The sequence below is a fragment of the Streptomyces sp. NPDC003327 genome (assembly GCF_053589515.1).
Map to the genome: position 1 here is coordinate 1 of NZ_JBSFSA010000040.1, position 23,188 is coordinate 23,188.

Genomic DNA, 23,188 nt, shown 5'->3' on the forward strand with positions numbered 1-23,188 from the left:
CCTACCCCCCTATTTAACCATTTTCACCTTCCCACCCCTTCTTCTTTTGGGGGGGCGCGGGGGGCGTAAACGCCCGCCACCGCCACGCTCGTCGAGGTCGACATCGCCGTGGTCGGCGGCGGCGTGGCGGGCGCGGGTGAGGTCCTCTTCGGCCCGTTGCGCCGCGCCCTCGCCACGTACGCGACGCTCTCCTTCGTACGGGACCTGACCGTCGTCCCGGCCGAGACGGGCACCGACGCGGGCCTGCTCGGCGCGGCCGCGGCGGCCCGGGCCCCGACGACGGGGGCCGCCGCGGGCCGGCGGGGGTGGCCGCGGGGGTGAGGCCCGGCGCGGTCCCGGCGGCGGAGGTCGCCGTGGCCCGGCGTGGCCCTCTGCGGGGACGGTGCCGTCTGCGGGGACGGCCGGTCCGCGCCAGGCTCCGGCCGCCCGTCCGGCGCTCGGACGTGTGTTCGTGGGTTTCCGTGGCAGGGTGGTGCGGGCAAGCCACAGGGGGCTACCGATGAGGGGGAATCGTGATCGTCTGGATCAACGGTGCGTTCGGCGCGGGAAAGACCACCACCGCGCGCGAACTGGTCGATCTGATCCCGCACAGCACCGTCTACGACCCCGAGCTGACCGGCGGCGCCCTGAGCGCCCTGCTCCCGGCCAAGCGGCTCGCCGAGGTCGACGACTTCCAGGACCTGCCCGTCTGGCGGCGGATGGTCGTCGACACGGCCGCCGCCCTGCTCGCCGAGGTCGGCGGCGTCCTCGTCGTACCGATGACCCTGCTCCGCCAGGAGTACCGGGACGAGATCTTCGGCGGCCTCGCCGCCCGCCGCATCGAGGTGCGGCACATCCACCTGGCCCCGGAGGAAACGATCCTGCGGCAGCGGATCGACGGCCGCGCGGAGCACGGCGAACCCGAGGCCGACGCCCGCGTCCGGCGCTGGAGCCACGACCACCTCGCCCCGTACCGCGCCGCCGCCGACGGCTGGCTCGCCGCCGACGCCTACACCGTCGACAACTCCGTGCTCACCCCCGCCGAGACGGCCCGGACCGTCGCCGACGCGGTCCGGACCGGGCGGGCAGAGCCCTGCGGCATCGTGCAGACACCCGAACCGACCCGCGAGACCCTCGCCGCCGGAGTGCTGCTCTTCGACGAGCGCGACAGGGTCCTGCTCGTCGACCCCACCTACAAGCCGGGCTGGGAGTTCCCCGGCGGCGTCGTCGAGTCCGGCGAGCCGCCCGCCCGCGCGGGCATGCGCGAGGTCGCCGAGGAGATCGGACTCGAACTCGACGCCGTACCGCGCCTGCTGGTCGTCGACTGGGAACGCCCCCAGCCGCCCGGCCACGGCGGACTGCGCCTCCTCTTCGACGGCGGCCGCCTCGACGCGGCGACCGCCGCCGGCCTCCGCCTTCCCCGCGCCGAACTGCGCGACTGGCGCTTCGTCACCGAGGAGGAGGCCGCCGACCTGCTGCCGCCCGTCCGCTACGAGCGCCTGCGCTGGGCCCTGCGCGCCCGCGAACGCGGCACGGTGCTCAACCTGGAGGCGGGCGTCCCGGTGGGCTGACCACCCGGGCCCGCCAAGGCCGGCTCCCTACGCGCTCAACGCCGCCGCCGCGGCCAGCTGCTCCGCGGTGTCGGTCGTCACCGGGGCGCCGTGCCCGCAACACAGCACCGACGGGCGGAGCCCGGCGAGCCTCCGCATCGACTCCGCGGCGAGCGCGCGGTCCACATGCATGACGCCGAACGTCACACCGCCCACGGACGCCACCGTGTCGCCCGCGAACAGCACGCCGTGGCGGGGGAGATGGACGGCCAGCGAGCCGGGCGTGTGCCCCGGGACGTGCACGGCGACCGCGCCGTCCCCGAAGCCCAGCTCCTCGCCGTCCTCCACCTCGCGGTCCACCCGGGTGGGCGGCGCCTCCGGCGTCCTGAGACCGTTCTCGTGCAGCGGAACCTCCCAGTCGAGCAGCACGGGATCGGGCACCGGCGCCTCGCCGCGGATCACCGGGGCGTCGAGCCGGTGGGCGACGATCTCGGCGCCGTGCCGGTCCGCCAGCTCCTGCGCCGAGCCCACGTGGTCCCGGTGGCAGTGGGTGAGCACGATGCGGCGCAGCCGGTCCGGGTCCAGGCCCGCCGTGCGGATCGCGGCAGCCGTCGCGTCGGCCGTGTCCGCCCAGCCGGCGTCGACGAGCGTGAGGTCCCGCCCGTCCTCGTCGAGCCAGAGGTAGGCCTGTCCGATGGAGTGGTCGAGCATGAACAACCGAGGGGTGACCGCGATGAGTTCCATGCGCCGAACGTAGGCGGTGCCCGCCCTCGCCGGGCGGTTCTACGCTCTCCGCGAGCTTCGCCGAACGCTGAACGGGACCGGCCCGCCGCTGCGGAGGCCGGTCCCGTCCGGGGCGTCAGTTCTGCTTGGACCGGGCGTAGTTGACGAGGAAGTGCGCCTCGGCCACGGACAGCCGCTCCAGCTCCTCCGGCGACACCGACTCGTTCGGCGCGTGGATCTGAGCCTCCGGCTCGCTCAGGCCGATCAGCAGGATCTCGGCCTGCGGGTAGAGCGAGGCCAGCGTGTTGCACAGCGGGATGGAGCCGCCCATGCCGGCCGCCTGCATCTCCTGGCCCGGGTAGGCGACCCGCATCGCGTCGGCCATCGCCGCGTACGCCGGGCTCGACGTGTCCGCCTGGAAGGCCTGCCCCTGACCGACCTGCTCCAGGCTCACGCGCGCGTTCCACGGCGTGTGCTGCTCGATGTGCGCGAACAGCAGCTTCGTCGCCTCGGCCGCGTCCTGGCCGGGCGGCACCCGCAGGCTGAGCTGCGCGCGGGCCGAGGACGGGATCGACGGGGTGGCACCGGCGACGGGGTGGCAGTCGATGCCGATGACCGTCACGGCCGGGCGCGCCCAGATCCGGTCCGCGACCGTGCCCGTGCCGGGCAGCTCCACGCCCGGCAGCACCTTCGCGTCCTGGCGGAAGTCCTCCTCCGGGTACTGCAGTCCCTCCCACGCCGTGTCGTGCGGCAGCCCGTCGATGACCGTCGCACCGGTCTCGTCCCGCAGCGAGTCGAGTACGCGGATGAGCGCGGCGAGCGCGTCCGGCGCGGCGCCGCCGAACTGGCCGGAGTGGAGGTTGCCTTCCAGCGTGTCGATCCGGACCCGGATCATGGTCATGCCGCGCAGCGTGGCGGTGACCGTCGGCAGCCCGACCCGGAAGTTGCCGGCGTCGCCGATGACGATCGCGTCGGCGGTCAGCAGCTCGGGGTGCTGCTCCGCGTACCGCTCAAGACCGCCGGTGCCCTGCTCCTCCGAGCCCTCGACGATCATCTTGACCGTGACGGGCACGCCGCCGTTGGCCTTGAGGGCGCGCAGCGCGAGCAGGTGCATGACCACTCCGCCCTTGCAGTCGGCGGCGCCGCGCCCGTACCAGCGGCCGTTCCGCTCGGTCAGCTCGAACGGCGGGGTGAGCCAGGCGGACTCGTCGAGCTTCGGCTGCACGTCGTAGTGGGCGTAGAGGAGGACCGTCGGGGCGCCGGCGGGGCCCGGCAGCACGCCGTACACCGACTGCGAACCGTCGGGGGTGTCGAGCAGCGCCACGTCCTGGAAACCCTCGGTGCGCAGCGTGTCCGCCACCCAGTTCGCGGCCGCCTCGCACTCGCTGCGGGGTGCCACGGCCTCGTCCGCCACCGACTCGAAGGCCACGAGCTCGGCCAGCTCGACCTGGGCCCGGGGCATCAGCGACCGGACGGTCTCGGCGATCGGATTGGCGGTCATGGGCACGCTCCTGGTGGGTGCGACGTTACGACAAAAGGAGGGCGTTCGCCGTATGTCGTGGTACGGCGAACGCATCGCCGATCCTACGGCCGGGCCCGCCACTACCGAGCCGTAGGATGCGTCAGGAGCAGACCACCGGTCGGATCAGGAGCAGAAGCACACGTGAGCAGCGAGCACACAGAGAACGCCGTTCCGGAGAACACCGAGGCCGCCCGGGAGACGGAGGCCGTCGCGGACGGTCCTGACGCGCGCGGTGCCGAGGCGCACGGTGCTGTCGAGCACGAGGCCGACGAGCCCGGTGTCGCCGGCGACCCCGGGGCCGCCGAGGAGGGGACCGGCCGGGAGGACGGGGCGGCGGACGTGTGGGACGTGGTCGTCGTCGGCGCCGGGCCCGCCGGTGCCTCCGCCGCGTACGCGGCCGCGGTCGCCGGACGCCGGGTGCTGCTCCTGGAGAAGGCCGAACTGCCCCGCTACAAGACGTGCGGCGGCGGCATCATCGGCCCCTCCCGCGACTCCCTGCCGCCCGGCTTCGAGCTGCCCCTCCAGGACCGGGTGCACGCGGTCACGTTCTCGCTGGGCGGCCGGTTCGCCCGCACCCGCCGCTCGCGCCGCATGCTGTTCGGGCTCATCAACCGTCCCGAGTTCGACGCCCGGCTGGTCGAGCACGCGCAGAAGGCGGGCGCCGAGCTGCGTACGGGTGTCGCCGTGACCCGGGTGGAGCAGCACGGCCCCGCAGTGCCGGACCGGCGTACGGTCGCCGTCGTCCTCGCGGGCGGCGAGACCGTCCTCGCCCGCGCCGTGGTCGGCGCCGACGGAAGCGCGGGCCGGATAGGGGCTCATGTCGGCGTGAAGCTCGGCCAGGTCGACCTCGGCCTGGAGGCGGAGATTCCCGTGCCGCCGTCCGTGGCGGAGGACTGGAAGGGCCGCGTCCTCATCGACTGGGGTCCGATGCCCGGCAGTTACGGCTGGGTGTTCCCCAAGGGCGACACGCTGACCGTCGGCGTCATCTCGGCGCGCGGCGAGGGCGCCGCCACCAAGCGGTACATGGAGGACTTCGTCGCCCGCCTCGGCCTGTCCGGCTTCGAACCGGCCCTCTCCTCCGGCCACCTCACGCGCTGCCGCACCGACGACTCGCCGCTCTCCCGCGGCCGGGTCCTCGTCTGCGGCGACGCGGCCGGTCTGCTCGAACCGTGGACCCGCGAGGGCATCTCGTACGCGCTCCGCTCGGGCCGGCTCGCGGGGGAGTGGGCCGTGCGCGTCGCCGAGGCGAACGACGCGGTCGACGCCCGTCGCCAGGCGCTCAACTACGCCTTCGCCATCAAGGCGGGTCTCGGCGTGGAGATGGCGGTCGGCCGGCGGATGCTCGCGGTCTTCGAACGGCGCCCGGGGCTGCTGCACGCGGTGCTCACCGGCGTACGGCCGGCGTGGAACGCGTTCGCCGACATCACCCGCGGCTCGGCGACCCTCGGCGGCATGGTCCGCTCGAACGGGATGGCGCGACGGGCGCTGGAGCTGCTCGACCGCAGGATGGACACCGCGACGGGCGTCGGCCCCGCGGGGCGCGGCGTGAGCGCGCGCGCGTCGGATCCGGAGGAGAACGCCGGCCCCGACGACGGGGCGCCGGACGCCAACCGGGCGGACGCCAACGGGGCGCCGGAGCCGCGCTGAGTGCCGCACCCGGGGCGACCGTCCCCCGCCACGGCCCCGCCGCCACGCCCCTGCCCTCGCGACCGCGTCACGCGGCCGTGGCGGCGGGGCCGTGCGTCGTGATGCGGAAGACGGGGTGCCGCGGCGCGACGGTGCGGAGCTCCTCGTCGGAGGAGTTCGGCCCGACCCCGCCGAAGAAGACACCGACCTCGGCCTTCCAGCGCTTGAGATAGGCGCGGAGCAGGGCGGGCTTCTCGTCGTCGGGGACTTCGACGGCGGTGAACTCCTCCGCCCGCCTCCCGAGCAGCAGCTGCCCCCCGCCGGCGGCGCGCATGTTGTACGTCCACTGGACGTGACCGCGCGGGGCGACCAGGTACTGCGCACCGTCCACGGTCAGCAGGTTCACCGGGGTGCGGCGCCACTCGCCGCTCTTGCGGCCGCGCACGGCGAGGACGCGCGAGCCCCAGACGCTGAGCCCGCGCCGGGTGAGCCACGCGACGGTGGGATTGAGGACGTTCACCGTGAACCAGCCGGGCTTCATGACGTGAGCGGGGGCGGCGGACATGGGGAGCCTCCTGGCGGAAAGTGTGAGCAGTGCTCTCGATTGAGAACAGTGTGCACGGATCGGCGCTCCGAAACAAGAGCGATGCTCTCTCTTTAGATCGCCGCTCTGTCAGTGGCACACTGATCTTCATGACGACCGCCCAGGGAGCCCGCGCCCGCGCCCGCATCGAGATCACCGCCGCCATCAAGGACGAGGCCCGTGCCCAGCTCGCCGCCGAAGGCGCCGCGAAGCTGTCCCTGCGCGCCGTCGCCCGGGAGCTGGGCATGGTGTCCTCCGCGCTCTACCGCTACTTCCCGAGCCGCGACGACCTCCTCACGGCCCTCATCGTCGATGCGTACGACAGCCTCGGCGCCACCGCCGAGCAGGCGGCCGCCGACACCACCGACAGGTCGCCGCTCCACCGCTGGACCGCCGTCTGCCGCGCCGTCCGCGCCTGGGCCGTCGCCCACCCCCACGAGTACGCCCTGATCTACGGCTCCCCGGTCCCCGGCTACCGGGCCCCGCAGGACACGATCGTCCCCGCCTCCCGCGTCGGCCTCCTCCTCGTCGGCATCGTCCGCGAGGCCCACGCCGGTGAGGGTCTCGCCCTGCCGCCCCTCCCCGAGGAGCTCGGCCCCGAGGCGACCCGCATGGCCGCCGACCTCGCCCCCGACCTCCCCCCGGCCGTCGCCGCCGCCCTGGTCGCCGCCTGGTCCCAGCTCTTCGGGCTCGTCTCCTTCGAGGTGTTCGGACAGTTCCACCGCGTCGTCGAGGCCCGCGACGCCTTCTTCGCCCACGCCGCCGAACGCCTCGGCCGCGAGGTCGGCCTCCTCCCGCGCGGCTGAGGCCCGGTCCCGCCAGAGCGACCGCGAAGTCCCTCTCGACGGGCTGCGGTGTGCTCGGGTGCGGGGGAGCGGGCGCGCCGTCGACGATGTCGATCGCGCTCGACAGGCACGGTCCGGAGCACGCGGATTCGCGCCCTCCACTTCGGCGGGGGTCTCGCGACCGACACGTGCGGCTCGTTGCCGAGCGCCGCCACGACCCCGGCGCCGAGACGGGTCTCCCGGCTCCGCGGGAGCACGCACGCCAGGCGCAACGGAGCCTTCGCGGGCCAGCCGCTCCCCGGTGCGGCAGGCAGGGGAGCCGAGAGGACCTGATCGAGGTCCGGGCGCTGCTGGAGAAGGGCCGTGAGCGGCTGCGGAACGCGTCGGTGCGAACCGGTTGGGGCTGATGACGCCCTTCGCGCGTCCGGCCGGCTTCCCGGCCGGGGGCGGCACACGCGACGGGACCGCGCTGGGCCGCTGCTGTCCGGGTGGGGCCGGCAGTCCTCCTCGATCTGCCTTTCCCTGCACTCGACCCCGCTCTTTCCGCTGTTTGACAGGAGGGTTCCTCCGTCCCACTATGTGAGTGAGCGCTCACACGCTTTGGAGGAATGATGAGTGTGATCAAGACGGCTGGGCTCACCCGCCGTTTCGGCGGGGTCACAGCCCTGGAAGGACTGACGTTGGAGCTCCCGCGGGCGGGGGTGATCGGCCTGGTGGGCCCGAACGGGTCGGGTAAGTCGACCCTCATCCGTATGCTGCTCGGCCTGATCGCGCCGACGTCGGGAACGGCCGAAGTACTGGATGAGCCGGTCAGCGAGCCCAGCCGCTACCTGCACCGGGTCGGCGCTCTGGTGGAGAACCCGGCGTTCGTGCCCGGCCTGTCGGCCAGAGCGAACCTCATGTCGCTGGCCAGGTTGCGGGGCCTGCCCGCGTCCCGGGTGAACGAGGTGCTCGGGACCGTCGGCCTGACCGGTCGGGACGCCGAACCCGTCAAGCGTTTCTCGCTGGGCATGAAGCAGCGCCTGGGCATTGCCGCGGCCCTGCTGCCCGATCCGGAACTGCTGATCCTGGACGAGCCCACCAACGGTCTCGACCCCTCGGGCATCGTCGAGATCCGGGGCCTGCTGGCGGACCTGGCCCGGGCAGGCCGGACCGTCGTCGTCTCCTCGCACCTCCTGGCCGAGATCGAGACGGTCTGCGATTTCCTGGTCGTCATCCGCTTCGGCCACCTCGTATATTCCGGTCCCGTCACCGATCTGCTCACTCGCGCGCGGCAACGGATCGAGATCGCGGCAGAACACGCGGGGGATACCTCGGCGCTGCTCACGCTGTTGTCGGCCGACGGATGGGAAGTCGAGCTCACGTCCGAGGGCCGGCTCTGTGTCGCCGCAGGCGAGCACCAGGGCGCCGAGCTGAACCGGCTGGCCGCCCGCGGGGGCATCACCCTCACGTCGATGACCCCGGTGCGCGGCAGTCTGGAGGAGATCTTCCTGGAGATGACCGGCAGCAGCGACCAGGACCTCACTGCGGACCGCGCCGCGGCCGCGGAACGGAAGGCGTCATGATCAACGCAGTGCGCAGCGAGCTCCTGCGGACCCGCCGCAAAGGCGTCGTGCTGGGCTGGTTCGGCCTGACCATCCTCTTCACCGCCATGATCAACATGGTGATGGCGCAGGTCGTCGGCTCCTCCCGGGCGCAGCCGGAAGGCGGACCCGGGGTGTCCTTCCCTACGCTCGACCAGTGGCAGGCAGCCGACGGCATCACGGCGGGCCTGTCCTCGGCCGCCAGTATGTACGGGGTCGTCGCCCTGTCGTTCTGGGCGATCGCGACGGCCGGTGACTACAGCAGCGGCCTGATCCGGCTCACCGTCTCCGCGCAGCCCGACCGCGTCCGGCTGCTGCTCGGCAAGGTCGCCGCGCTGTCCCTGTGGACGGCCGCCGTCACGACGGTGGCACTCATCGCCAACCTGCTCATCGCTCCCGTGGCTGCCCGGAGCGCGGACCTCGACGTCTCCGCCTGGGGCCAGGACGTCCTGCCGACCCTGACGGGTGCGTGGTTCAACCTGCTCTGCACCCTGCTTGTCTGGGGTGTCATCGGACTCGTACTGGCGCTGGTCACCCGCTCCGCGGCCATCTCCATCTCCGTCGGCGTCGGTTACGTCCTGGTCGTCGAAGCGGTCATCACCGCCGCCCTCGACGCCATCGCCGACTGGACACCCGGAGCAACCCTCACGGCGCTCGCCCAGGGCGGCACCAGCGCCATCCCCTACGGCACCGCCCTGACCCTCGGAGCTCTCTACACCCTTCTAGGCTTGGGCGTCGCGCTCACCGTCTTCAAGCGCCGCGACATCACCGACTGACCCCAGCCCGTCACACACCTCGAAGGGGAAGTGCCATGACCCCACGCGGCAGCGCCACCCGGACCAAACTCGTCGACACCACCATCCGGCTCGTCGGCGAACTCGGCTACGCCAAGACCACCACCCGCGCCATCGCGCAGGCGGCCGGCGTCGCCGAAGGCACCCTCTACCGGCACTTCCCCGACAAGGCCACCCTCTTCGCCGAAGCCGTCCTGCAGCAGAACCAGCACGTCGTCGACTGGATCGACACCCTGCCCGCACGCGCCGGCACCGCAACCGTCAAGGCCAACCTCACCGACTGCCTCACCCACCTCGCCACCCTGCGCGCCGACATCCTCCCCCTCGAACTGGCCATCCTCACCGACCCCGAACTCGCCCGGGTGGCACCGCCCCCCGGCGCCCTGCCCGGCCCCCCGGGACGGCTCGCCGAGTACCTGCGCGCCGAACAGGAACTCGGCCGCCTGCGAGCCGACGCCGACCCCGACCACGGCGCCGTCGTCCTGCTCGCCCTGCTGTTCGGCATGGCCATGAACCCGCTCCCGGCACCCGATCGGAATGCCGTCCCCGCCCTCCCCGGGATCGCCGACACCGTCGACATCATCCTCAAGGGCCTTGCCCCCGCCCCCGGCGCGAACAAGACCGGCAACGGGTCGCCCGGCCGGTCGGACGCGGACGACGTCGAACAGCACGCCTGTCCGTAGTGTGACGCCCAGCCCGGCTCGCCCTGCCGCTCGCGCGGCGGGTGCGGTCACCTCCGCCCGCCGCGCCCGCCGCTTCACCCTGGTGCCCCGGCTGAAGAAGGCGCTGCGGGTGCCCACCCCGGCCGACCGCGGTCCGGGCCGGCCGTGGGGGCCGGTCACCCACCCCGCCGCCCGCGCCCATCGACGGGCCCGCCGGGCGCGGACATCCGCACCGACCACGCCCCTTGCTCGACCCTCGGGCGGGAACCCGACTCCCGGCTCGACGCGCCCGGCAAACACGGCGTTCCCCGCGACACGCTCTTCGGCGAGAACATCAGCACCCGCGCACCGGCCCGCCCGAAGTGCGAAGGAGGCCGGCCCCCGGTCATCACCGACGACATGATCCACACGTTCCGCGGCGCCACGCGGCCTGCGGGCCCTGCCGAGCAGATCCGTTCCGACCTGATCGTTCCACCGGTGAGCGCAAGGGCCGGAACCGCTCCGTCGCCGGACGTCGTCGGGACCCGCGGCGCCCGGCCCGGCCGTTGATCAGATGATCGGACCGCCACCGATGCGCTGAGGTTGCCCGATTCGGCCAATCGACCTCGGTTTTAGGGCTCTCGGCGGATCGACACACGGAGTTAACCCAGCGCTGGGCTTTGCTGGAATACCATCTTCTTGACCTTCTCTTGACCAGCCATTGGGTTGCGCTATGCATATGCGCTCACAGGGAGAGACCAGCGTGTTACGAACCGCGACGAGAGGGAGGGCGCCGGAGCCGCTGCCGCGGGTGCCGAGCCGTGCGGTGAGAGGTCCCAGCGTTCCCACCCCCGTGGCACTTCAGGTGTTCCGCTGCTGAGGCGGCGGAGCGCTCCCCCCACATCTCCGTCATGCACACCCGACGCGCTTGGCAGCGCGCCAGGAGGAATCACCACGCCATGCAGCCCCTCATCGACCACGCGCGTACGTTCGGACAGCGCCCCGAGGAGTTCACCGGCCTCGCCGCGGGTCAGTCCCCCGAGGTCCTGTTCATCACCTGCTCCGACTCCCGGGTCGTCCCGGCCCTGATCACCGGGGCCCGCCCCGGACAGCTCTTCGAGCTGCGCACCGCGGGCAACATCGTTCCCCCGTACGCCTCCGGCACCCCCACCGGCGAGGCGGCCACCATCGAGTACGCCGTGGAAGTCCTCGGCGTCAAGGACATCGTCGTCTGCGGGCACTCCCACTGCGGCGCCGTGGGCGCCCTGGTCCGCGGCGACGACCTGACCGGCGTACCGGCCGTACGGAACTGGCTCGCCCACGCGGCGGACGAGCCGCGTTGTTCCGACCCGGCCGACCCGGCGGTCGCCGAGGCCGTGCAGAACCACGTCCTGACGCAGTTGCTGCGCCTGCGCTCGTACCCCTGCGTCGAGAAGCGGCTGACGGAGGAGCGGATCCGGCTGCGCGGCTGGTACTACGAGGTGGGCACCGGCGCCGTGCGGGAACACCGCAGGGAGTCGGACTCCTTCGAGGCGCTGTGAGGAGCGGCGCCATGGCTCGAACGCGCGCGTTACCCCACCTCCGCCAGGACTTCCTCGCCTCCGTCGTCGTCTTCCTCGTCGCCGTTCCGCTCTGCGTCGGCGTGGCGGTCGCGTCCGGCGTCCCTGCCGAACTCGGGCTCGTCACCGGCATCGTGGGCGGCATCCTCACCGGTCTGATGCCCGGCAGCAGCCTCCAGGTGTCCGGTCCGGCCGCCGGTCTGACCGTGATCGTCTTCGAGGCGGTCAGCGAGTTCGGCGTGGGCACGCTCGGAGTGATCGTGCTCGTCGCCGGTCTGCTCCAGCTCGCGATGGGCTTCCTCCGGATCGGCCGCTGGTTCCGGGCGATATCCGTCTCCGTCGTGGAGGGCATGCTCTGTGGCATCGGCCTGGTGATCATCGCCGGTCAGCTCTACGCCGCGGCCGGCCTGAAGGCTCCGGAGACCGGCATCGGGAAGATCACCGGTCTGCCCGGGGCGCTGGCGGACGCGCTCGGGAGCGCGGAGGGCGTGGCCTCCCTCGCCATCGGGGCCGGTACGGTCGCCGTCATCGTGCTCTGGACGAGGCTGCCGAAGCGGGTGCGGGCCGTGCCCGGCGCCCTCGCCGCGGTGGTGCTGGCGACGGCCGCCTCGCTCGGCCTCGGCCTGCCCGTCGCCACGGTCGAGGTCGAGGGCCTGCTCGACGTCGTCCAGCCGCCCGGCTCCGAGGCGTTCGCCGAGCTGGCGTCCCCGGCCGTCTGGGGAACGATCATCGCGTTCGCGCTGATCGCCTCGGCGGAGAGCCTGTTCAGCGCCGCGGCCGTGGACCGGCTGCACGACGGTCCCCGCACCGAGTACGACAAGGAGATGGTCGCCCAGGGCGCGGGCAACACGGTGTGCGGCCTGCTCGGCGCCCTGCCGATGACCGCGGTGATCGTCCGCAGCTCCGCCAACGTCCACGCCGGAGCCAAGACCAAGGCGTCGCGGGTCCTGCACGGCGTATGGCTGCTGCTGTTCGCCGCCGCGCTGCCGTTCGCCCTCGCCCTGATCCCGCTGCCCGCCCTCGCGGGCATCCTCGTGCACGCGGGGTGGAAGCTGATCCCGTTCCGCCAGGTCGCGGAGTTGTGGCGGGACCACCGGGGCGAAGTGGTCATCCTGGTGGTCACGGCCGTGGCCATCGTCGCGGTGAACATGTTCGAGGGCGTTCTGATCGGCCTCGCCCTCGCGGTCGCCAAGACGGCCTGGGAGGCCTCGCACGTCAGGCTGGAGGTCGTCGACAAGGGCGCCGGCCCCGTCCAGGCGCACCTGGCGGGCAACGCGACCTTCCTCCGGCTGCCGAAGATCCTCGACAGCCTGGAGTCCCTCCCGCAGGACCGCCCGGTCGAACTGGACCTGTCGCACCTGCACCACCTCGACCACGCCTGCCGTACGGCGCTGGAGAACTGGGCGGAGCGGCACAGCGCGGCCGGCATCGAACCGGTGAAGCTCACCATCGCCGCCTGAACGGTTGCCTGGACACAGGCTTCTGAACGGATGCCTGGACAGGCTCCTGAGCGGATGCCGGGCCGAGGTCACCAGAACCCCGGCCCGGCGCACCCGCCCCGTACTCCCGGGGGGAGTGGACGCGACCACCACGCCCGGCTGACGCCGCCGTGCGGCGGGCGCGGCCGGTGTGGCGGCATGGACGAACGGCGGGCGGCGGGGCGAGCGCGCCGGTGCCGGTGGTCTTCGGCGACGGGCGAGCCCCTGGCGCGGGCGCCCGGTCCTCGGTGAAGGCGACCCGGGGGCGGGCCGAGCCTCAGACGATGGCCGAGGCCTCGCGCCAGAGGCGCGCCAGGGAGGCGTCGCCCGTCACGGTGACGGCGTCCTCGGGAAGCCTGTTCCACAGGGCCAGGTACAGCGTTTCGGCGGTGCCGCTCAGCTCCGTGTCCACGGTGTCCGCCGTCGCCTCGGCCGCCCTGGCGTGGGGTCCGGTGCGCGGGGCGTCCGCCGAGAGCCGTACGGTCCAGACGTCGCCGGTGTCCGTCGTCCGCACCCGCAGGGTCCGGGGCTCCGGTGTCCGCACCCGGCTCCGGTCGCGGGCGTGGAAACCTCGCAGCAGCTCGTCGATGCCGTCGGCCGCGAGGGCCGGGGCAACCACCGGGCCGTTTCCGCCGCCGGTCGTGGCGGCGAGCGCCGCTTCGGCGTCGGCGCGGTGCACGGTCGTCTCGTGGGCCTGCCGCCGCGCCCAGAAGGCGCGCGGGGAGGGCGCGGGCAGGAAGGCCCAGCAGTCCAGCGTCTCGGGCGCATCGCGCAGGGCGGTGACCAGCGCGGCGAGTCCCTCGCGGTAGTGCGCGAGGAGCGCGTCGCCGTCGAGGTCGGGATCGTCGCCCATGGGGCGGGGCGAGGTGAGCCCCTCGACGACGAAGGCGGTGGCCCAGCGGTGCACGGTCGTGGTGTGCCGCAGCAGGTCGCGCACGCGCCAGTCCGGACAGGTCGGCACCTCGGCGCCGGGCCCCGCGGCGGCCGCGGCCTCCGCGAGGGCGAGCCCCGCCGCCTCCAGCGCCTCGATGTGGTCGGTGGTCTTCACGGCGTCCCCGTTGATCGTCTCCATGGGGCGGATTCTCGCAGGCGGCCGCGGTGTCAACGCGCCTTTTCCGGACCGGCCTTGCGGGCGCCGTAGCCCATGGCGGCGGCCCCGGCGGCGAGGACGGCGACGGTGGTGAGGGCGACCGGCAGCGAGAACCAGTCGGCGAGGAACCCGATGGACGGCGGGCCGAGCAGCATCCCCCCGTATCCGAGGGTGGAGGCGGTCGCCACCCCGCTGGAGCCGGCGAGCGCTCCGGCGCGGGCCACGGCGACGGGGAAGATGTTGGCCAGGCCGAGCCCGGTCACGGCGAAGCCGAGGAGCGCGCCCCACACGGTCGGGGCGAGCGCGCCGAGCAGCATGCCGACGGCGGCCGTGAGTCCGCCGGCGACGAGGGTGCGGGTCTGGCCGAGCCGTTCCAGGAGGAGCGTGCCGGAGAGGCGGCCGGCCGTCATCGTGAGCGCGAAGACGGAGTATCCGGCGGCGGCGACGCCCGGGTGGGCGTGGAGGTCCTGGGCGAGGTGCAGCGCTCCCCAGTCGGCCAGGGCCCCTTCGCCGTACGCCGTGCAGAGCGCGATCACCCCGAAGACGACGACGGTGCGGCGCGTCGCCCGCGACGGCTTTCCGGCCGCCGCCCCGGAGGGGTCCGCGGCCGCCGGGAGCGATTCGGGCGGTACGGGGGCGGGGTGGCGCAGCAGTACGGGTCCGGCGGCGGCGGTCAGGGCGAGGCCGACGAGCGTGAGGCCGAGGAGGTGCGCGGTGGGGGAGAGGCTTCCGGCCAGGAGGCCGCCGAGCCCGGCGCCGAGCATGCCGCCGAGGCTGAACGCGGCGTGGAAGCTCGGCATCACCGGCCGCCGCAGGGCGGTGACGAGGTCCACGGCGGCGCTGTTCATGGCGACGTTGATGCCGCCGTAGGCGGCGCCGAAGACGAGCAGGACCAGTCCGAGCGCGAGCGGGGACCGGGTCAGGGCGGGCAGGGCGACGGAGAGGGAGAGGAGGACGGCGGTGGCGACGGTGACGGCGTGGCTGCCGTGGCGGCGGCAGAGCCGGCCGGTGAGCGTCATGGTCACCACGGCGCCCGCGGAGACGCCGAGCAGGGCGAGACCGAGGTCGCCGGCGGAGGCGCCGGTCTGCTGCTTGACGGCGGGGATGCGGACGACCCAGCCGGCGAAGAGGAATCCGTCGAGGGCGAAGAACAGGGTCAGGGCGGAGCGGAGGCGGGACAGGGAGCGGGTGGCGGTGTCTCCGCCGTGGCCCCCCGATGCGGCCGTCCGTACTTTGTTTAGTAGCGGCACAAACTCAGGATAGGGGCGACGGCCCCCCGACTTCAACCGGGCGGACGCGGGGCAGGGAAACGGCGGGTGGCCGGCACCATCCCGGCATCGACCCGCCGGGCGCCCCGCGGCGACGCGGCGGGCAACCACTGGGGCCGGCACCCGGCACCGACCCGGCGCCGGCACCGACCCCGGCACCGACCCGGCAGCGACCCGGCGCCGACCCCGGCCCGGCAGCAGCCCCCGGGTGGGCGCCTGGTCGGCACCATTCGGGCGGTCGGCGCCCACCGGCCGTCGGTCGGGGTCCCGGTGCCTGGTGGCGGCCCGATCATGGGAGACTCGCCCCCATGAACGGCAAGGCGACGACGACCCGGACACGGCTGGACAGGGGGCGCAGCGCGCTCGGCCCCGCGCTGGAACTGGTGCACACCGGCAGGGCGCCGACGCGGGCCGTCCTCACCGCCGAGCTCGGGGTGACCCGGGCCACCGCCGGAGCCGTCGCCGCCGAACTGGAGGCCCTCGGACTCATCCGCGTCGACTCCAACCCCGGTGCCGCCGCGGGCTCCCAGGGGCGGCCGTCGCACCGGCTGGCCGTCGACGAGCGGGGCCCCGTCGCCCTCGCCGCCCAGGTCCACGCCGACGGCTTCCGGGCCGCGCTCGTCGGCCTCGGCGGCACCATCGTCGCCACCGCGCCCGGATGCGTCACCGTCTCCGCCGACCCCGCGCAGGTGCTCCGCGCCGTCGTCGAGGCGGGCGCGGCCCTGCTCCGCGAGAGCGGCCGCCGCTGCGTCGGCGCCGGGCTCGCCGCCCCCTCCGCCGTGGCCGAGCCGGAGGGCACGGCGCTGAACCCGCTCCACCTGGCGTGGCCCGCCGGGGCGCCCGTCCGGGAGATCTTCGCCGAGTGCGTACGGGACGCCGGGATCCGGGGACCCGCCTTCACCGGCAACGACGTCAACCTCGCCGCCCTCGCCGAACACCGGCACGGCGCCGGGCGCGGCGCCCGCGACCTGCTCTGCGTGGCCACCGGCCACCGGGGCGTCGGCGGCGCCCTCGTGCTCGACGGCCGCCTGCACACGGGCAGCTCAGGCCTGGCCCTGGAGGTCGGCCACGTCACGGTGAACCCCGAGGGGCGCCCCTGTCACTGCGGCAGTCGCGGCTGCCTGGACGTCGAGACCGACCCGCTCGCCTTCCTCACGGTCGCGGGCCGGGCGCCCGGGCCCGAGGTGTCCCTGCTCCAGCAGGCCCGCGACCTCCTGCGCACCAGCCCGGACGAGCCGGGGGTGCGGGCCGCCACCGAGGAGCTGATCGACCGCCTCGGGCTCGGCCTCGCCAACCTCGTGAACATCCTCAACCCGGACCGGATCATCCTCGGCGGCCTCCACCGCGAGCTCCTCGACGCCGACCCCGAGCGCCTCCGTGCCGTCGTCGCCGACCGCAGCCTGTGGGGGCGCAGCGGCGGCGTTCCGATCCTGCCCTGCACCCTCGACCACAACAGCCTGGTCGGCGCCGCGGAACTCGCCTGGCAGCCGGTCCTCGACGACCCCCTGTCCGCTCTCGGCCGCGAGGCGGCCTGACCCGCGACGGACCCGGGGCCGCGGCCCCTTGGGGCGTGGGGCCCGGCCCGGCTCACCGGCCCGGCTCACGGGAAGTAGAGGGCGGCCTTCTCCAGGACGTGGCCGGTGAACATGCCGCCCCAGGCGACCTGACCGCGGTACATCGTGGTCCGGACGGCGCCCGGGGCGGTCTCGACCGTGAGGGGACGGCCGATCAGCGTCGTGCCCAGGATGCGGGCGTCCTCCGCCGCCCACCGCGCCGCGTCGGGCCGGACGCGGTCGCTCACCAGGGCGGGAAGCACCATGGCCGCGTTGCGGGCGCCCGGTATGCCGCTGCGCAGGCTCTTGGCGTAGGCCATGGCCCAGGTGGTGAACTCCCCGAGGGTGGCCAGGTCGGCCTCGGGGACCGCGGTCGCGAAGACGGACAGTTCGACCTTCGTGCCGAACCAGCGGACCTTGCGGTCCGCGCGGAAACCGGCCACCACGCGGCGGCCGTTCCACTGGGGCTCGGTCACCGCGCAGCCGTCGGCCGTCAGTCGTCGCTGGAGCGCTGAGAGGTACGCGGCCGCCGCCTCGGCGGTCGGTCCGGTCGCATGCTGGTTCATGCGTTGATCCTCCAACACCCTTGCTGCGTAAGGGAAGTGGGGCGGAGGAGTCGAAGCGGTCGCTCGCTCGTCCCCGAAAAACGGTGGGCGGCGGGCGGCCCGGGACGTAGCGTTCGGCCGTGACCTCACCCGATACCGCTTCCGTGTCTCCTTCTGCCTCCGCTTCTGCCCCTGCCCCTGCCTCTGCTTCCGGCGCCGCTGCCGCCTCCGGCGTCGGCAGCGAGGCCGACCTGCCGCCCCGCCTCGGCAACCTCACCTTCCACGGCCCGCTCTCCGAGACCCGCGCCACTCGCATGATCGACCGGCTGGCCGCCGCCGGGCCCGCCGACGTCCTCGACATCGGCTGCGGATGGGGCGAGTTGCTCCTGCGCCTCCTCGAAGCGGCGCCCGGTGCCAAGGGGACCGGGATCGACATCAACACCGAGGACATCGCGCGCGGCCGTGCCCTCGCCGAACAGCGGGGACTCGCCGAACGGGCCCTGTTCGTCGAGGAGTCGGCGCTCGGCACCGACCGCGGGCCCGTCGACGCGGTCCTGTGCCTCGGCTCCAGCCAGGCACTCTGCGACCCGTCGGGCCCGCACGACCCGGCCGCCGCCCTGCGCGAGCTGCGCCGCCTCGTCCGCCCCGGCGGCCGCGTCGTCCTCGGCGAGGGCTTCTGGGAACGTACGCCCACCGAGGACGAGTTGGCCCGCATGTGGCCCGGTGCGCACACCGGGGACCACCTCACGCTCGACGCCCTCGTCGACCTCGCGATCGAGGCGGGTTTCCGGCCCGCGTGGATCGAGACGGCGAGCCGCGAGGAGTGGGAGGAGTTCGAGTCGGGCTACCGCCACGAGACCGAGGTCTGGCTCGCCGCCCACCCCGACCACCCGCGTGCCGCCGAGATCCGCGAGCGCGTGGACCGCCAGCGTGCGAGCTGGCTGTCGGGCTACCGCACGGTGCTCGGCATCGCCTACCTCACCCTCGTCGCCGTGCGCTGACGCCGGACGTACGCCCTGTCGGTCCCGTACGCCTGTACGGCCCGCGCCCGTCCGGCCCCCTACGCCCTGGACGGCCCCGCCGCCCCGCGCCCCAGGGCCGGCCGTGTCGGGCGGACCGTAGTGAGCGACCGAGGGGGTTCGGGGCGGCTCGGGAGCCGGCCCCCTCTGCCCTCCCGCCCCCGGCCGTCGCCCTAGCGGGCCGCGGCCGGGGTACGGACCGGCTCGGCGGGGACGCTGAGCGGGTCGGCCGGGGTGCTGAGCGGCAGGCCCGGCAGTCGGCCGTACGACACGAACGTGCTGTCGGCCAGCGGGACGACCTCGACGCGCGGCTCGACCGGGGCGGGGGGTGCGGGGGCCGTCAGGGTGAACCAGACGACCTTCCCGTCGGCCCCGCAGGGGCGGACGCCCCAGACGTCGCTGAGCGCGTCGACGAGGGCGAGGCCGCGGCCGGACGTGGCCAGGGCGTCGCAGGACTCGGCGTCCCCGAACCCGGTGAAGGCGGCGAGGGGATCGAGGGCGGCGCGGACGGCACCGACGGCGGTCGCCCCTGCGGTCTCCACGGACCCGGCGGCCGTTGCCGCACTGGTGGCCCTGGCGGGCTCGGGCAGTCGCGGATCGCGGTCCCGGACGGAGACGGTGAGGCGGTCGAGCAACAGCTCGATCTCGACCGTGCACGTCTTGTCCGGCTCGACGTGACGATGGACGTTGGTCAGCAGCTCGGTGACGCCGAGCGCGGCCTGGTCGACCAGGGTGTCGAGATGCCAATGTCGGAGATGGGCGGAGATGATGCGGCGGATCTGTCCGATCCGCGACGGCAGGGCCTCAAGCTCCACCGCGTAGTACCTGCTCGGCTCGCTGATCACGGCTGCGACTCCCCGAAGTTGTCGTGAGAAGACGAAGATTCGGATCTGTCTTGCGGTACAGCAGGCGGCGACCGGAGCACAGCGTCACCGCCGGTGAACCCTCGGTGAGGTGTTACCAGCGTGAGCCAGCGGTGAGCGCGCCGCAACTCGCGGCGACCCGTCGCAGGTGAACGGCGTGAGGGTGGTCGATGGGCGGGGCGGGGCAGCGCCGCCCCGCCCACCCGGTTCAGCGACGCCCGGCCTCCCGGTTCAGCAATGCCAGGCCTCCCGCTTCAGCGACGCCCGGCCGCCCGCTTCAGCGCGGCGAGGAAACGCCCCGACTGCTCGGCCTCCCCCTCGTGCCCGTCGTCCCCGTCGGGACGGTCCATCGTCAGCCGGTAGCGGGTGCCGTTCACGGTCGCCACCGCTTCGTCCGCCTTCGCGAACCACGGGCGTCCCGCACGCACCGCCGACACCGGGGCGCTGTCGATCTCGCTGCCGTAACTCGTCAGGAGGGCGAGGCGACCGTCCTCGATCCTGACCTCTCCGGCGCGCGTCAGCGAACGGGGCCAGCGGGCGATCCGCACCCCCCGCGCGCTGAACTCGGGTTCTGACATGTCGATCCGCCCCTTTCACCCGGTTGTCCCACCCAGTGTGCCGAACCGCGGACGCCCGCACCAGTGCCTCCGCGACGTCCCGTCCACGCGCTGATCCCAAGGCATTCCTATGGACGCCCAAAGCGAACGTTTGTCCAGGTGGGGGCGGTATCGTCGGCAGTGGGAGACCCCTGGGGACCGCGGCGCCGACACGGCGTCATGACGCGGACGTCACGAACGGCACGGACGACACGAATGACGAGGAGCGTGCGCCGGATGAGCACCACGGAGAACAGCGCGGCCACCGCCGCGGCCAACGCCACCGCCACGGCGACCGTCGACGTCGACCGCAGCGATCCGGCGTACCGGGCCTGGCTCAAGGAGGCCGTGCGCAAGGTCCAGGCCGACGCCAACCGCTCGGCCGACACCCACCTGCTGCGCTTCCCGCTGCCCGAGCGGTGGGGCATCGACCTGTACCTCAAGGACGAGTCCACCCACCCCACCGGCAGCCTCAAGCACCGACTGGCCCGCTCGCTCTTCCTCTACGGCCTGTGCAACGGCTGGGTGCGGCCCGGCAAGCCGGTCATCGAGGCGTCCAGCGGCTCGACCGCCGTCTCCGAGGCGTACTTCGCCAAGCTGATCGGCGTCCCCTTCATCGCCGTCATGCCGCGGACCACCAGCCACGAGAAGTGCCGGCTGATCGAGTTCCACGGCGGCCAGTGCCACTTCGTCGACGACTCGCGCACGATGTACGAGGAGGCGGCGGCGCTCGCCGAACGCACCGGCGGCCACTACATGGACCAGTTCACGTACGCGGAGCGGGCCACGGACTGGCGCGGCAACAACAACATCGCCGAGTCGGTCTACCAGCAGCTGCGCCTGGAGAGGTACCCGGAGCCGGCGTGGATCGTCGCCACGGCGGGCACCGGCGGCACCTCCGCCACCATCGCCCGCTACGTCCACTACATGCAGCACGACACCCGCATCTGCGTCGCCGACCCCGAGAACTCCTGTTTCTTCGACGGCTGGACGCACGGTGACCCGGACGCCACGGCCGACTGCGGCTCGCGCATCGAGGGCATCGGCAGGCCCCGCATGGAGCCGAGCTTCGTGCCGGGGGCGATCGACCGGATGATGAAGGTGCCGGACGCGGCCAGCGTCGCCGCCGTCCGCGCCCTGGAGACGGCCATCGGCCGCAAGGCGGGCGGCTCCACCGGCACCGGCCTGTGGAGCGCCTTCAAGATCGTGGCCGAGATGGTCGCCCAGCAGCGCACCGGCAGTGTCGTGACGCTCATCTGCGACCCCGGCGAGCGGTACCTCGACAAGTACTACTCCGACGCGTGGCTCGCCGGACAAGGGCTCGACATCGCCCCGTACACCGCCGCTGTCGAGAGCTTCCTGACGACCGGCGTCTGGCCGGAGTGAGCGGAGCGAGCCGCCGGTCCGGGCGGCGCGCGTTCAGGACCGCATGGAGTTGCTCTCGCTGCACGTCCCCGAGTAGACGCGGCCCGTCGAGACGTTGACCTCGCAGGTCTGCCAGCTGAACGTGCCTCCCTCGACGAAGTTCTTGTTCAGGTTGCCCCAACCGCTGTCCTTGCCCGCGCTGTTGTAGATCACGCCGCTGCGGTAGGACCCGCCGGAGCCGGCCGGCGGGTAGTACGACCAGCTGATGCCGACCGGGATGCCGTTCGCGTCCAGGTCGCGGATCCAGACCCAGTCGCCGTACGGCTGGAAGCAGCCCTGGCCGGTGTCGAACAGGACCTGGTCGCCGGAGTAGGTGCACTCCTTGGCGTACCCGTTGCTGTAGCTGCCGTCCGAGACGTCCGCCGTCGCCTGCCACCCGTCCGCGGCGGCGGCCTCGCTCGCCGTGGACAGAGCGAGGCCCACGGCCAGCGCGACACCGGCGACCAGGGAGCGGTAACCCTTCGACATGTGCGATCCCCCTCAGGGAAAAATGCGTCGGATGCTGCACGGAAAGCCCCCGGCGGCCAACCCGCCGCGAAGGCCCTCGAAGTATGGGCGGCCGCGAGGGGGGAGTGACACCGATCCCGGCCGTCCGGGACAGGAGACGCCCTGTCCCACCTGGTCAGCCGCGCCCGCACCGCGCCGTCCCGGTCCGACGCCGTACGCGAGAGGGAGCACGCGACGGGAGGTTCAGCCGCGCAGCAGCCCGTCCACCGCCCGGCCGAACACCACGCGCCCGGCCCGCGCGAGCAGCGGATCGCAGAACCCGGGCAGCCCCCGGACCGCGACCTCCTCGGTCCACCGCACCCGGCACCCCCCGCCCGGCGCGCCGGCCACCTCCACGACCGCCCAGCCCCGCACCACCCGGCCGCTCTTCTCCAGCCGGCACACGCCGGGACGCGCCACCCCCTCGGGCGGCTCCCAGCGCGTCACCTCCATCGGGTCGTCGAAGGCCAGCCGGCCGATCCCCGTCCGGGCCGTGAACCGCGTCCCCAGCCCGTACGGTCCCGGCGTCAGCACCGTCGTCCGCGTCAGCGGCACCTGACGGCCGTGCGCCGGCCAGTCCGTGAGCCGCCGCCACACCTCCTCCGGCGCCAGCGCCACGGTCCGCTCGACCCGGAACAGGCTCACTCCGCCTCCTCGCCCGCCACCACGAGACCCGGCACGTGCTCCGCCACCTCGGTCCGCACGCCCGACGCGAGCCCCCGGTCCGTCACCCAGGTGTCCACCTCGTCGAGCCCCGCGAACGAACTCAGGCCCACCGTCCCCCACTTGGTGTGGTCGGCCACCACGACCACCCGGCGCGCCGAGCGGATCAGACCGCGGTTCGTCTCCGCCTCCGCCAGGTTCGGCGTCGACAGACCGGCCGCCACCGAGATGCCGTGCACCCCGAGGAAGAGCAGGTCGAAGTGGAGCGAGCGGATCGCCCGGTCGGCCACCGGGCCCACCAGCGCGTCCGACGGCGTCCGCATCCCGCCCGTGAGCACCACCGTCGGCGCCCCGCGCCGCACCTCCGCCGTGCCCCCGCCCACCAGCTGCGCCTCGTGGAACACGTCGGCCACCCGCACCGAGTTCGTCACCACCGTCAGCTCCGGCACGTCGAGCAGGTGCCGGGCCAGGGCGTAGGTGGTGGTGCCGCCGGACAGGGCGATCGCCGACCCCGGCGTCACCAGCGCCGCCGCCGCGCGGGCGATCTCGTCCTTGGCGCTGAGCTCCAGAACGGACTTGGCCTCGAAACCCGGTTCGTGCGTGCTCGCCTCGACCACCGGCACGGCCCCGCCGTGCACCTTGGCCAGCACGCCCTGCCGCGCCAGCGCGTCCAGGTCGCGGCGGATCGTCATGTCCGAGACGTTCAGCCGCCGGGTCAGTTCGTTGACCCGCACGCCGCCGCGCCGCCGTACCTCGTCGAGGATCAGGGCGCGCCGCTGCTCCGCGAGGAGGTTCTGGTTGTCACTCACCGCCGGGGCCGGTCCTTCCGCAGGAGACAAGGGGATGTGTCGGATTCG

Annotated in this window: 22 protein-coding genes and 1 pseudogene; 12 read left to right on the forward strand and 11 right to left on the reverse strand. The window is 73.8% G+C overall.

The window, feature by feature from the left end; translation table 11 throughout:
• Positions 1 to 75: 75 nt before the first annotated feature.
• A pseudogene (locus tag ACWDVG_RS25000) lies at positions 76 to 321 on the forward strand (ROK family protein); the annotation flags it as partial.
• Between the two features lie 191 nt (positions 322 to 512).
• Entirely contained in the window at positions 513 to 1,550 is a 1,038-nt protein-coding gene (locus ACWDVG_RS25005; protein ID WP_451702039.1) for an NUDIX domain-containing protein, read from the forward strand.
• Between the two features lie 27 nt (positions 1,551 to 1,577).
• On the opposite strand, the gene ACWDVG_RS25010 is transcribed toward ACWDVG_RS25005, so the two are convergent.
• Entirely contained in the window at positions 1,578 to 2,273 is a 696-nt protein-coding gene (locus ACWDVG_RS25010; protein WP_451702042.1) for an MBL fold metallo-hydrolase, read from the reverse strand.
• Positions 2,274 to 2,388: 115 nt separating this feature from the next.
• Positions 2,389 to 3,753 carry a M20/M25/M40 family metallo-hydrolase gene (locus ACWDVG_RS25015; protein WP_451702044.1) on the reverse strand — a complete coding sequence of 455 codons (1,365 nt, stop codon included), beginning with the start codon at positions 3,751 to 3,753 and terminating at the stop codon, positions 2,389 to 2,391.
• A 360-nt stretch (positions 3,754 to 4,113) separates the two neighbouring features.
• Here ACWDVG_RS25015 and ACWDVG_RS25020 point away from each other — a divergent pair, with 360 nt between their 5' ends.
• The gene (locus ACWDVG_RS25020) at positions 4,114 to 5,421 is read left to right on the forward strand and encodes a geranylgeranyl reductase family protein (protein WP_451702142.1); all 1,308 of its coding nucleotides are present in this window, start codon (positions 4,114 to 4,116) and stop codon (positions 5,419 to 5,421) included.
• Positions 5,422 to 5,488: 67 nt separating this feature from the next.
• Here ACWDVG_RS25020 and ACWDVG_RS25025 read toward each other — a convergent pair whose 3' ends face one another.
• Positions 5,489 to 5,965 carry a nitroreductase family deazaflavin-dependent oxidoreductase gene (locus tag ACWDVG_RS25025; RefSeq protein WP_451702046.1) on the reverse strand — a complete coding sequence of 159 codons (477 nt, stop codon included), beginning with the start codon at positions 5,963 to 5,965 and terminating at the stop codon, positions 5,489 to 5,491.
• Positions 5,966 to 6,093: 128 nt separating this feature from the next.
• Between ACWDVG_RS25025 and ACWDVG_RS25030 the strand changes: the two genes are divergently transcribed.
• The 6 genes from ACWDVG_RS25030 (at position 6,094) to ACWDVG_RS25055 (ending at position 12,805) form a co-directional block, all read left to right on the forward strand.
• Positions 6,094 to 6,789, forward strand: coding sequence for a TetR/AcrR family transcriptional regulator (locus tag ACWDVG_RS25030; protein ID WP_451702048.1), 696 nt, complete (start codon positions 6,094 to 6,096; stop codon positions 6,787 to 6,789).
• Positions 6,790 to 7,385: 596 nt separating this feature from the next.
• Complete coding sequence (locus ACWDVG_RS25035; protein WP_451702050.1) at positions 7,386 to 8,333, forward strand: ABC transporter ATP-binding protein; 948 nt, start codon at positions 7,386 to 7,388, stop codon at positions 8,331 to 8,333.
• A complete protein-coding gene (locus ACWDVG_RS25040) occupies positions 8,330 to 9,127 on the forward strand; it encodes a hypothetical protein (protein WP_451702052.1) in 798 nt (265 codons plus the stop codon). Before ACWDVG_RS25035 ends, ACWDVG_RS25040 begins: the two co-directional genes overlap by 4 nt.
• Positions 9,128 to 9,162: 35 nt before the next feature.
• A complete protein-coding gene (locus tag ACWDVG_RS25045; RefSeq protein ID WP_451702054.1) occupies positions 9,163 to 9,828 on the forward strand; it encodes a TetR/AcrR family transcriptional regulator in 666 nt (221 codons plus the stop codon).
• Positions 9,829 to 10,745: 917 nt separating this feature from the next.
• Positions 10,746 to 11,327 carry a carbonic anhydrase gene (locus ACWDVG_RS25050; RefSeq protein ID WP_451702056.1) on the forward strand — a complete coding sequence of 194 codons (582 nt, stop codon included), beginning with the start codon at positions 10,746 to 10,748 and terminating at the stop codon, positions 11,325 to 11,327.
• A gap of 11 nt (positions 11,328 to 11,338) precedes the next feature.
• A complete protein-coding gene (locus tag ACWDVG_RS25055) occupies positions 11,339 to 12,805 on the forward strand; it encodes a SulP family inorganic anion transporter (protein ID WP_451702059.1) in 1,467 nt (488 codons plus the stop codon).
• 295 nt (positions 12,806 to 13,100) lie between these two features.
• On the opposite strand, the gene ACWDVG_RS25060 is transcribed toward ACWDVG_RS25055, so the two are convergent.
• Together ACWDVG_RS25060 and ACWDVG_RS25065 are read right to left on the reverse strand one after the other, a co-directional pair.
• On the reverse strand, positions 13,101 to 13,871 hold the full coding sequence (locus ACWDVG_RS25060; RefSeq protein ID WP_451702145.1) for a maleylpyruvate isomerase family mycothiol-dependent enzyme: 771 nt from the start codon (positions 13,869 to 13,871) through the stop codon (positions 13,101 to 13,103).
• Between the two features lie 53 nt (positions 13,872 to 13,924).
• Complete coding sequence (locus tag ACWDVG_RS25065; RefSeq protein ID WP_451702062.1) at positions 13,925 to 15,163, reverse strand: MFS transporter; 1,239 nt, start codon at positions 15,161 to 15,163, stop codon at positions 13,925 to 13,927.
• A 326-nt stretch (positions 15,164 to 15,489) separates the two neighbouring features.
• On the opposite strand from ACWDVG_RS25065, the gene ACWDVG_RS25070 reads away from it, so the two are divergent.
• The gene (locus tag ACWDVG_RS25070) at positions 15,490 to 16,716 is read left to right on the forward strand and encodes an ROK family protein (RefSeq protein ID WP_451702064.1); all 1,227 of its coding nucleotides are present in this window, start codon (positions 15,490 to 15,492) and stop codon (positions 16,714 to 16,716) included.
• Positions 16,717 to 16,781: 65 nt separating this feature from the next.
• Here the strand turns inward: ACWDVG_RS25070 and ACWDVG_RS25075 are convergent, their stop codons facing one another.
• On the reverse strand, positions 16,782 to 17,300 hold the full coding sequence (locus ACWDVG_RS25075) for a hypothetical protein (protein ID WP_451702066.1): 519 nt from the start codon (positions 17,298 to 17,300) through the stop codon (positions 16,782 to 16,784).
• Positions 17,301 to 17,530: 230 nt separating this feature from the next.
• On the opposite strand from ACWDVG_RS25075, the gene ACWDVG_RS25080 reads away from it, so the two are divergent.
• Positions 17,531 to 18,280, forward strand: coding sequence for an SAM-dependent methyltransferase (locus tag ACWDVG_RS25080; protein WP_451702146.1), 750 nt, complete (start codon positions 17,531 to 17,533; stop codon positions 18,278 to 18,280).
• 191 nt (positions 18,281 to 18,471) lie between these two features.
• On the opposite strand, the gene ACWDVG_RS25085 is transcribed toward ACWDVG_RS25080, so the two are convergent.
• On the reverse strand, positions 18,472 to 19,143 hold the full coding sequence (locus ACWDVG_RS25085; protein ID WP_451702068.1) for an ATP-binding protein: 672 nt from the start codon (positions 19,141 to 19,143) through the stop codon (positions 18,472 to 18,474).
• 272 nt (positions 19,144 to 19,415) lie between these two features.
• A complete protein-coding gene (locus ACWDVG_RS25090) occupies positions 19,416 to 19,739 on the reverse strand; it encodes a hypothetical protein (protein ID WP_451702070.1) in 324 nt (107 codons plus the stop codon).
• A 255-nt stretch (positions 19,740 to 19,994) separates the two neighbouring features.
• Between ACWDVG_RS25090 and ACWDVG_RS25095 the strand changes: the two genes are divergently transcribed.
• The gene (locus tag ACWDVG_RS25095) at positions 19,995 to 21,143 is read left to right on the forward strand and encodes a PLP-dependent cysteine synthase family protein (RefSeq protein WP_451702072.1); all 1,149 of its coding nucleotides are present in this window, start codon (positions 19,995 to 19,997) and stop codon (positions 21,141 to 21,143) included.
• Positions 21,144 to 21,176: 33 nt separating this feature from the next.
• Here ACWDVG_RS25095 and ACWDVG_RS25100 read toward each other — a convergent pair whose 3' ends face one another.
• The 3 genes from ACWDVG_RS25100 to ACWDVG_RS25110 form a co-directional block, all read right to left on the reverse strand.
• Positions 21,177 to 21,650 carry a hypothetical protein gene (locus ACWDVG_RS25100; RefSeq protein ID WP_451702073.1) on the reverse strand — a complete coding sequence of 158 codons (474 nt, stop codon included), beginning with the start codon at positions 21,648 to 21,650 and terminating at the stop codon, positions 21,177 to 21,179.
• A gap of 222 nt (positions 21,651 to 21,872) precedes the next feature.
• Positions 21,873 to 22,313, reverse strand: coding sequence for an SRPBCC family protein (locus ACWDVG_RS25105; protein WP_451702075.1), 441 nt, complete (start codon positions 22,311 to 22,313; stop codon positions 21,873 to 21,875).
• Positions 22,310 to 23,140, reverse strand: coding sequence for a DeoR/GlpR family DNA-binding transcription regulator (locus tag ACWDVG_RS25110; RefSeq protein ID WP_451702077.1), 831 nt, complete (start codon positions 23,138 to 23,140; stop codon positions 22,310 to 22,312). The genes ACWDVG_RS25105 and ACWDVG_RS25110 overlap by 4 nt, the downstream gene beginning before the upstream one ends.
• Between the last annotated feature and the right edge of the window lie 48 nt (positions 23,141 to 23,188).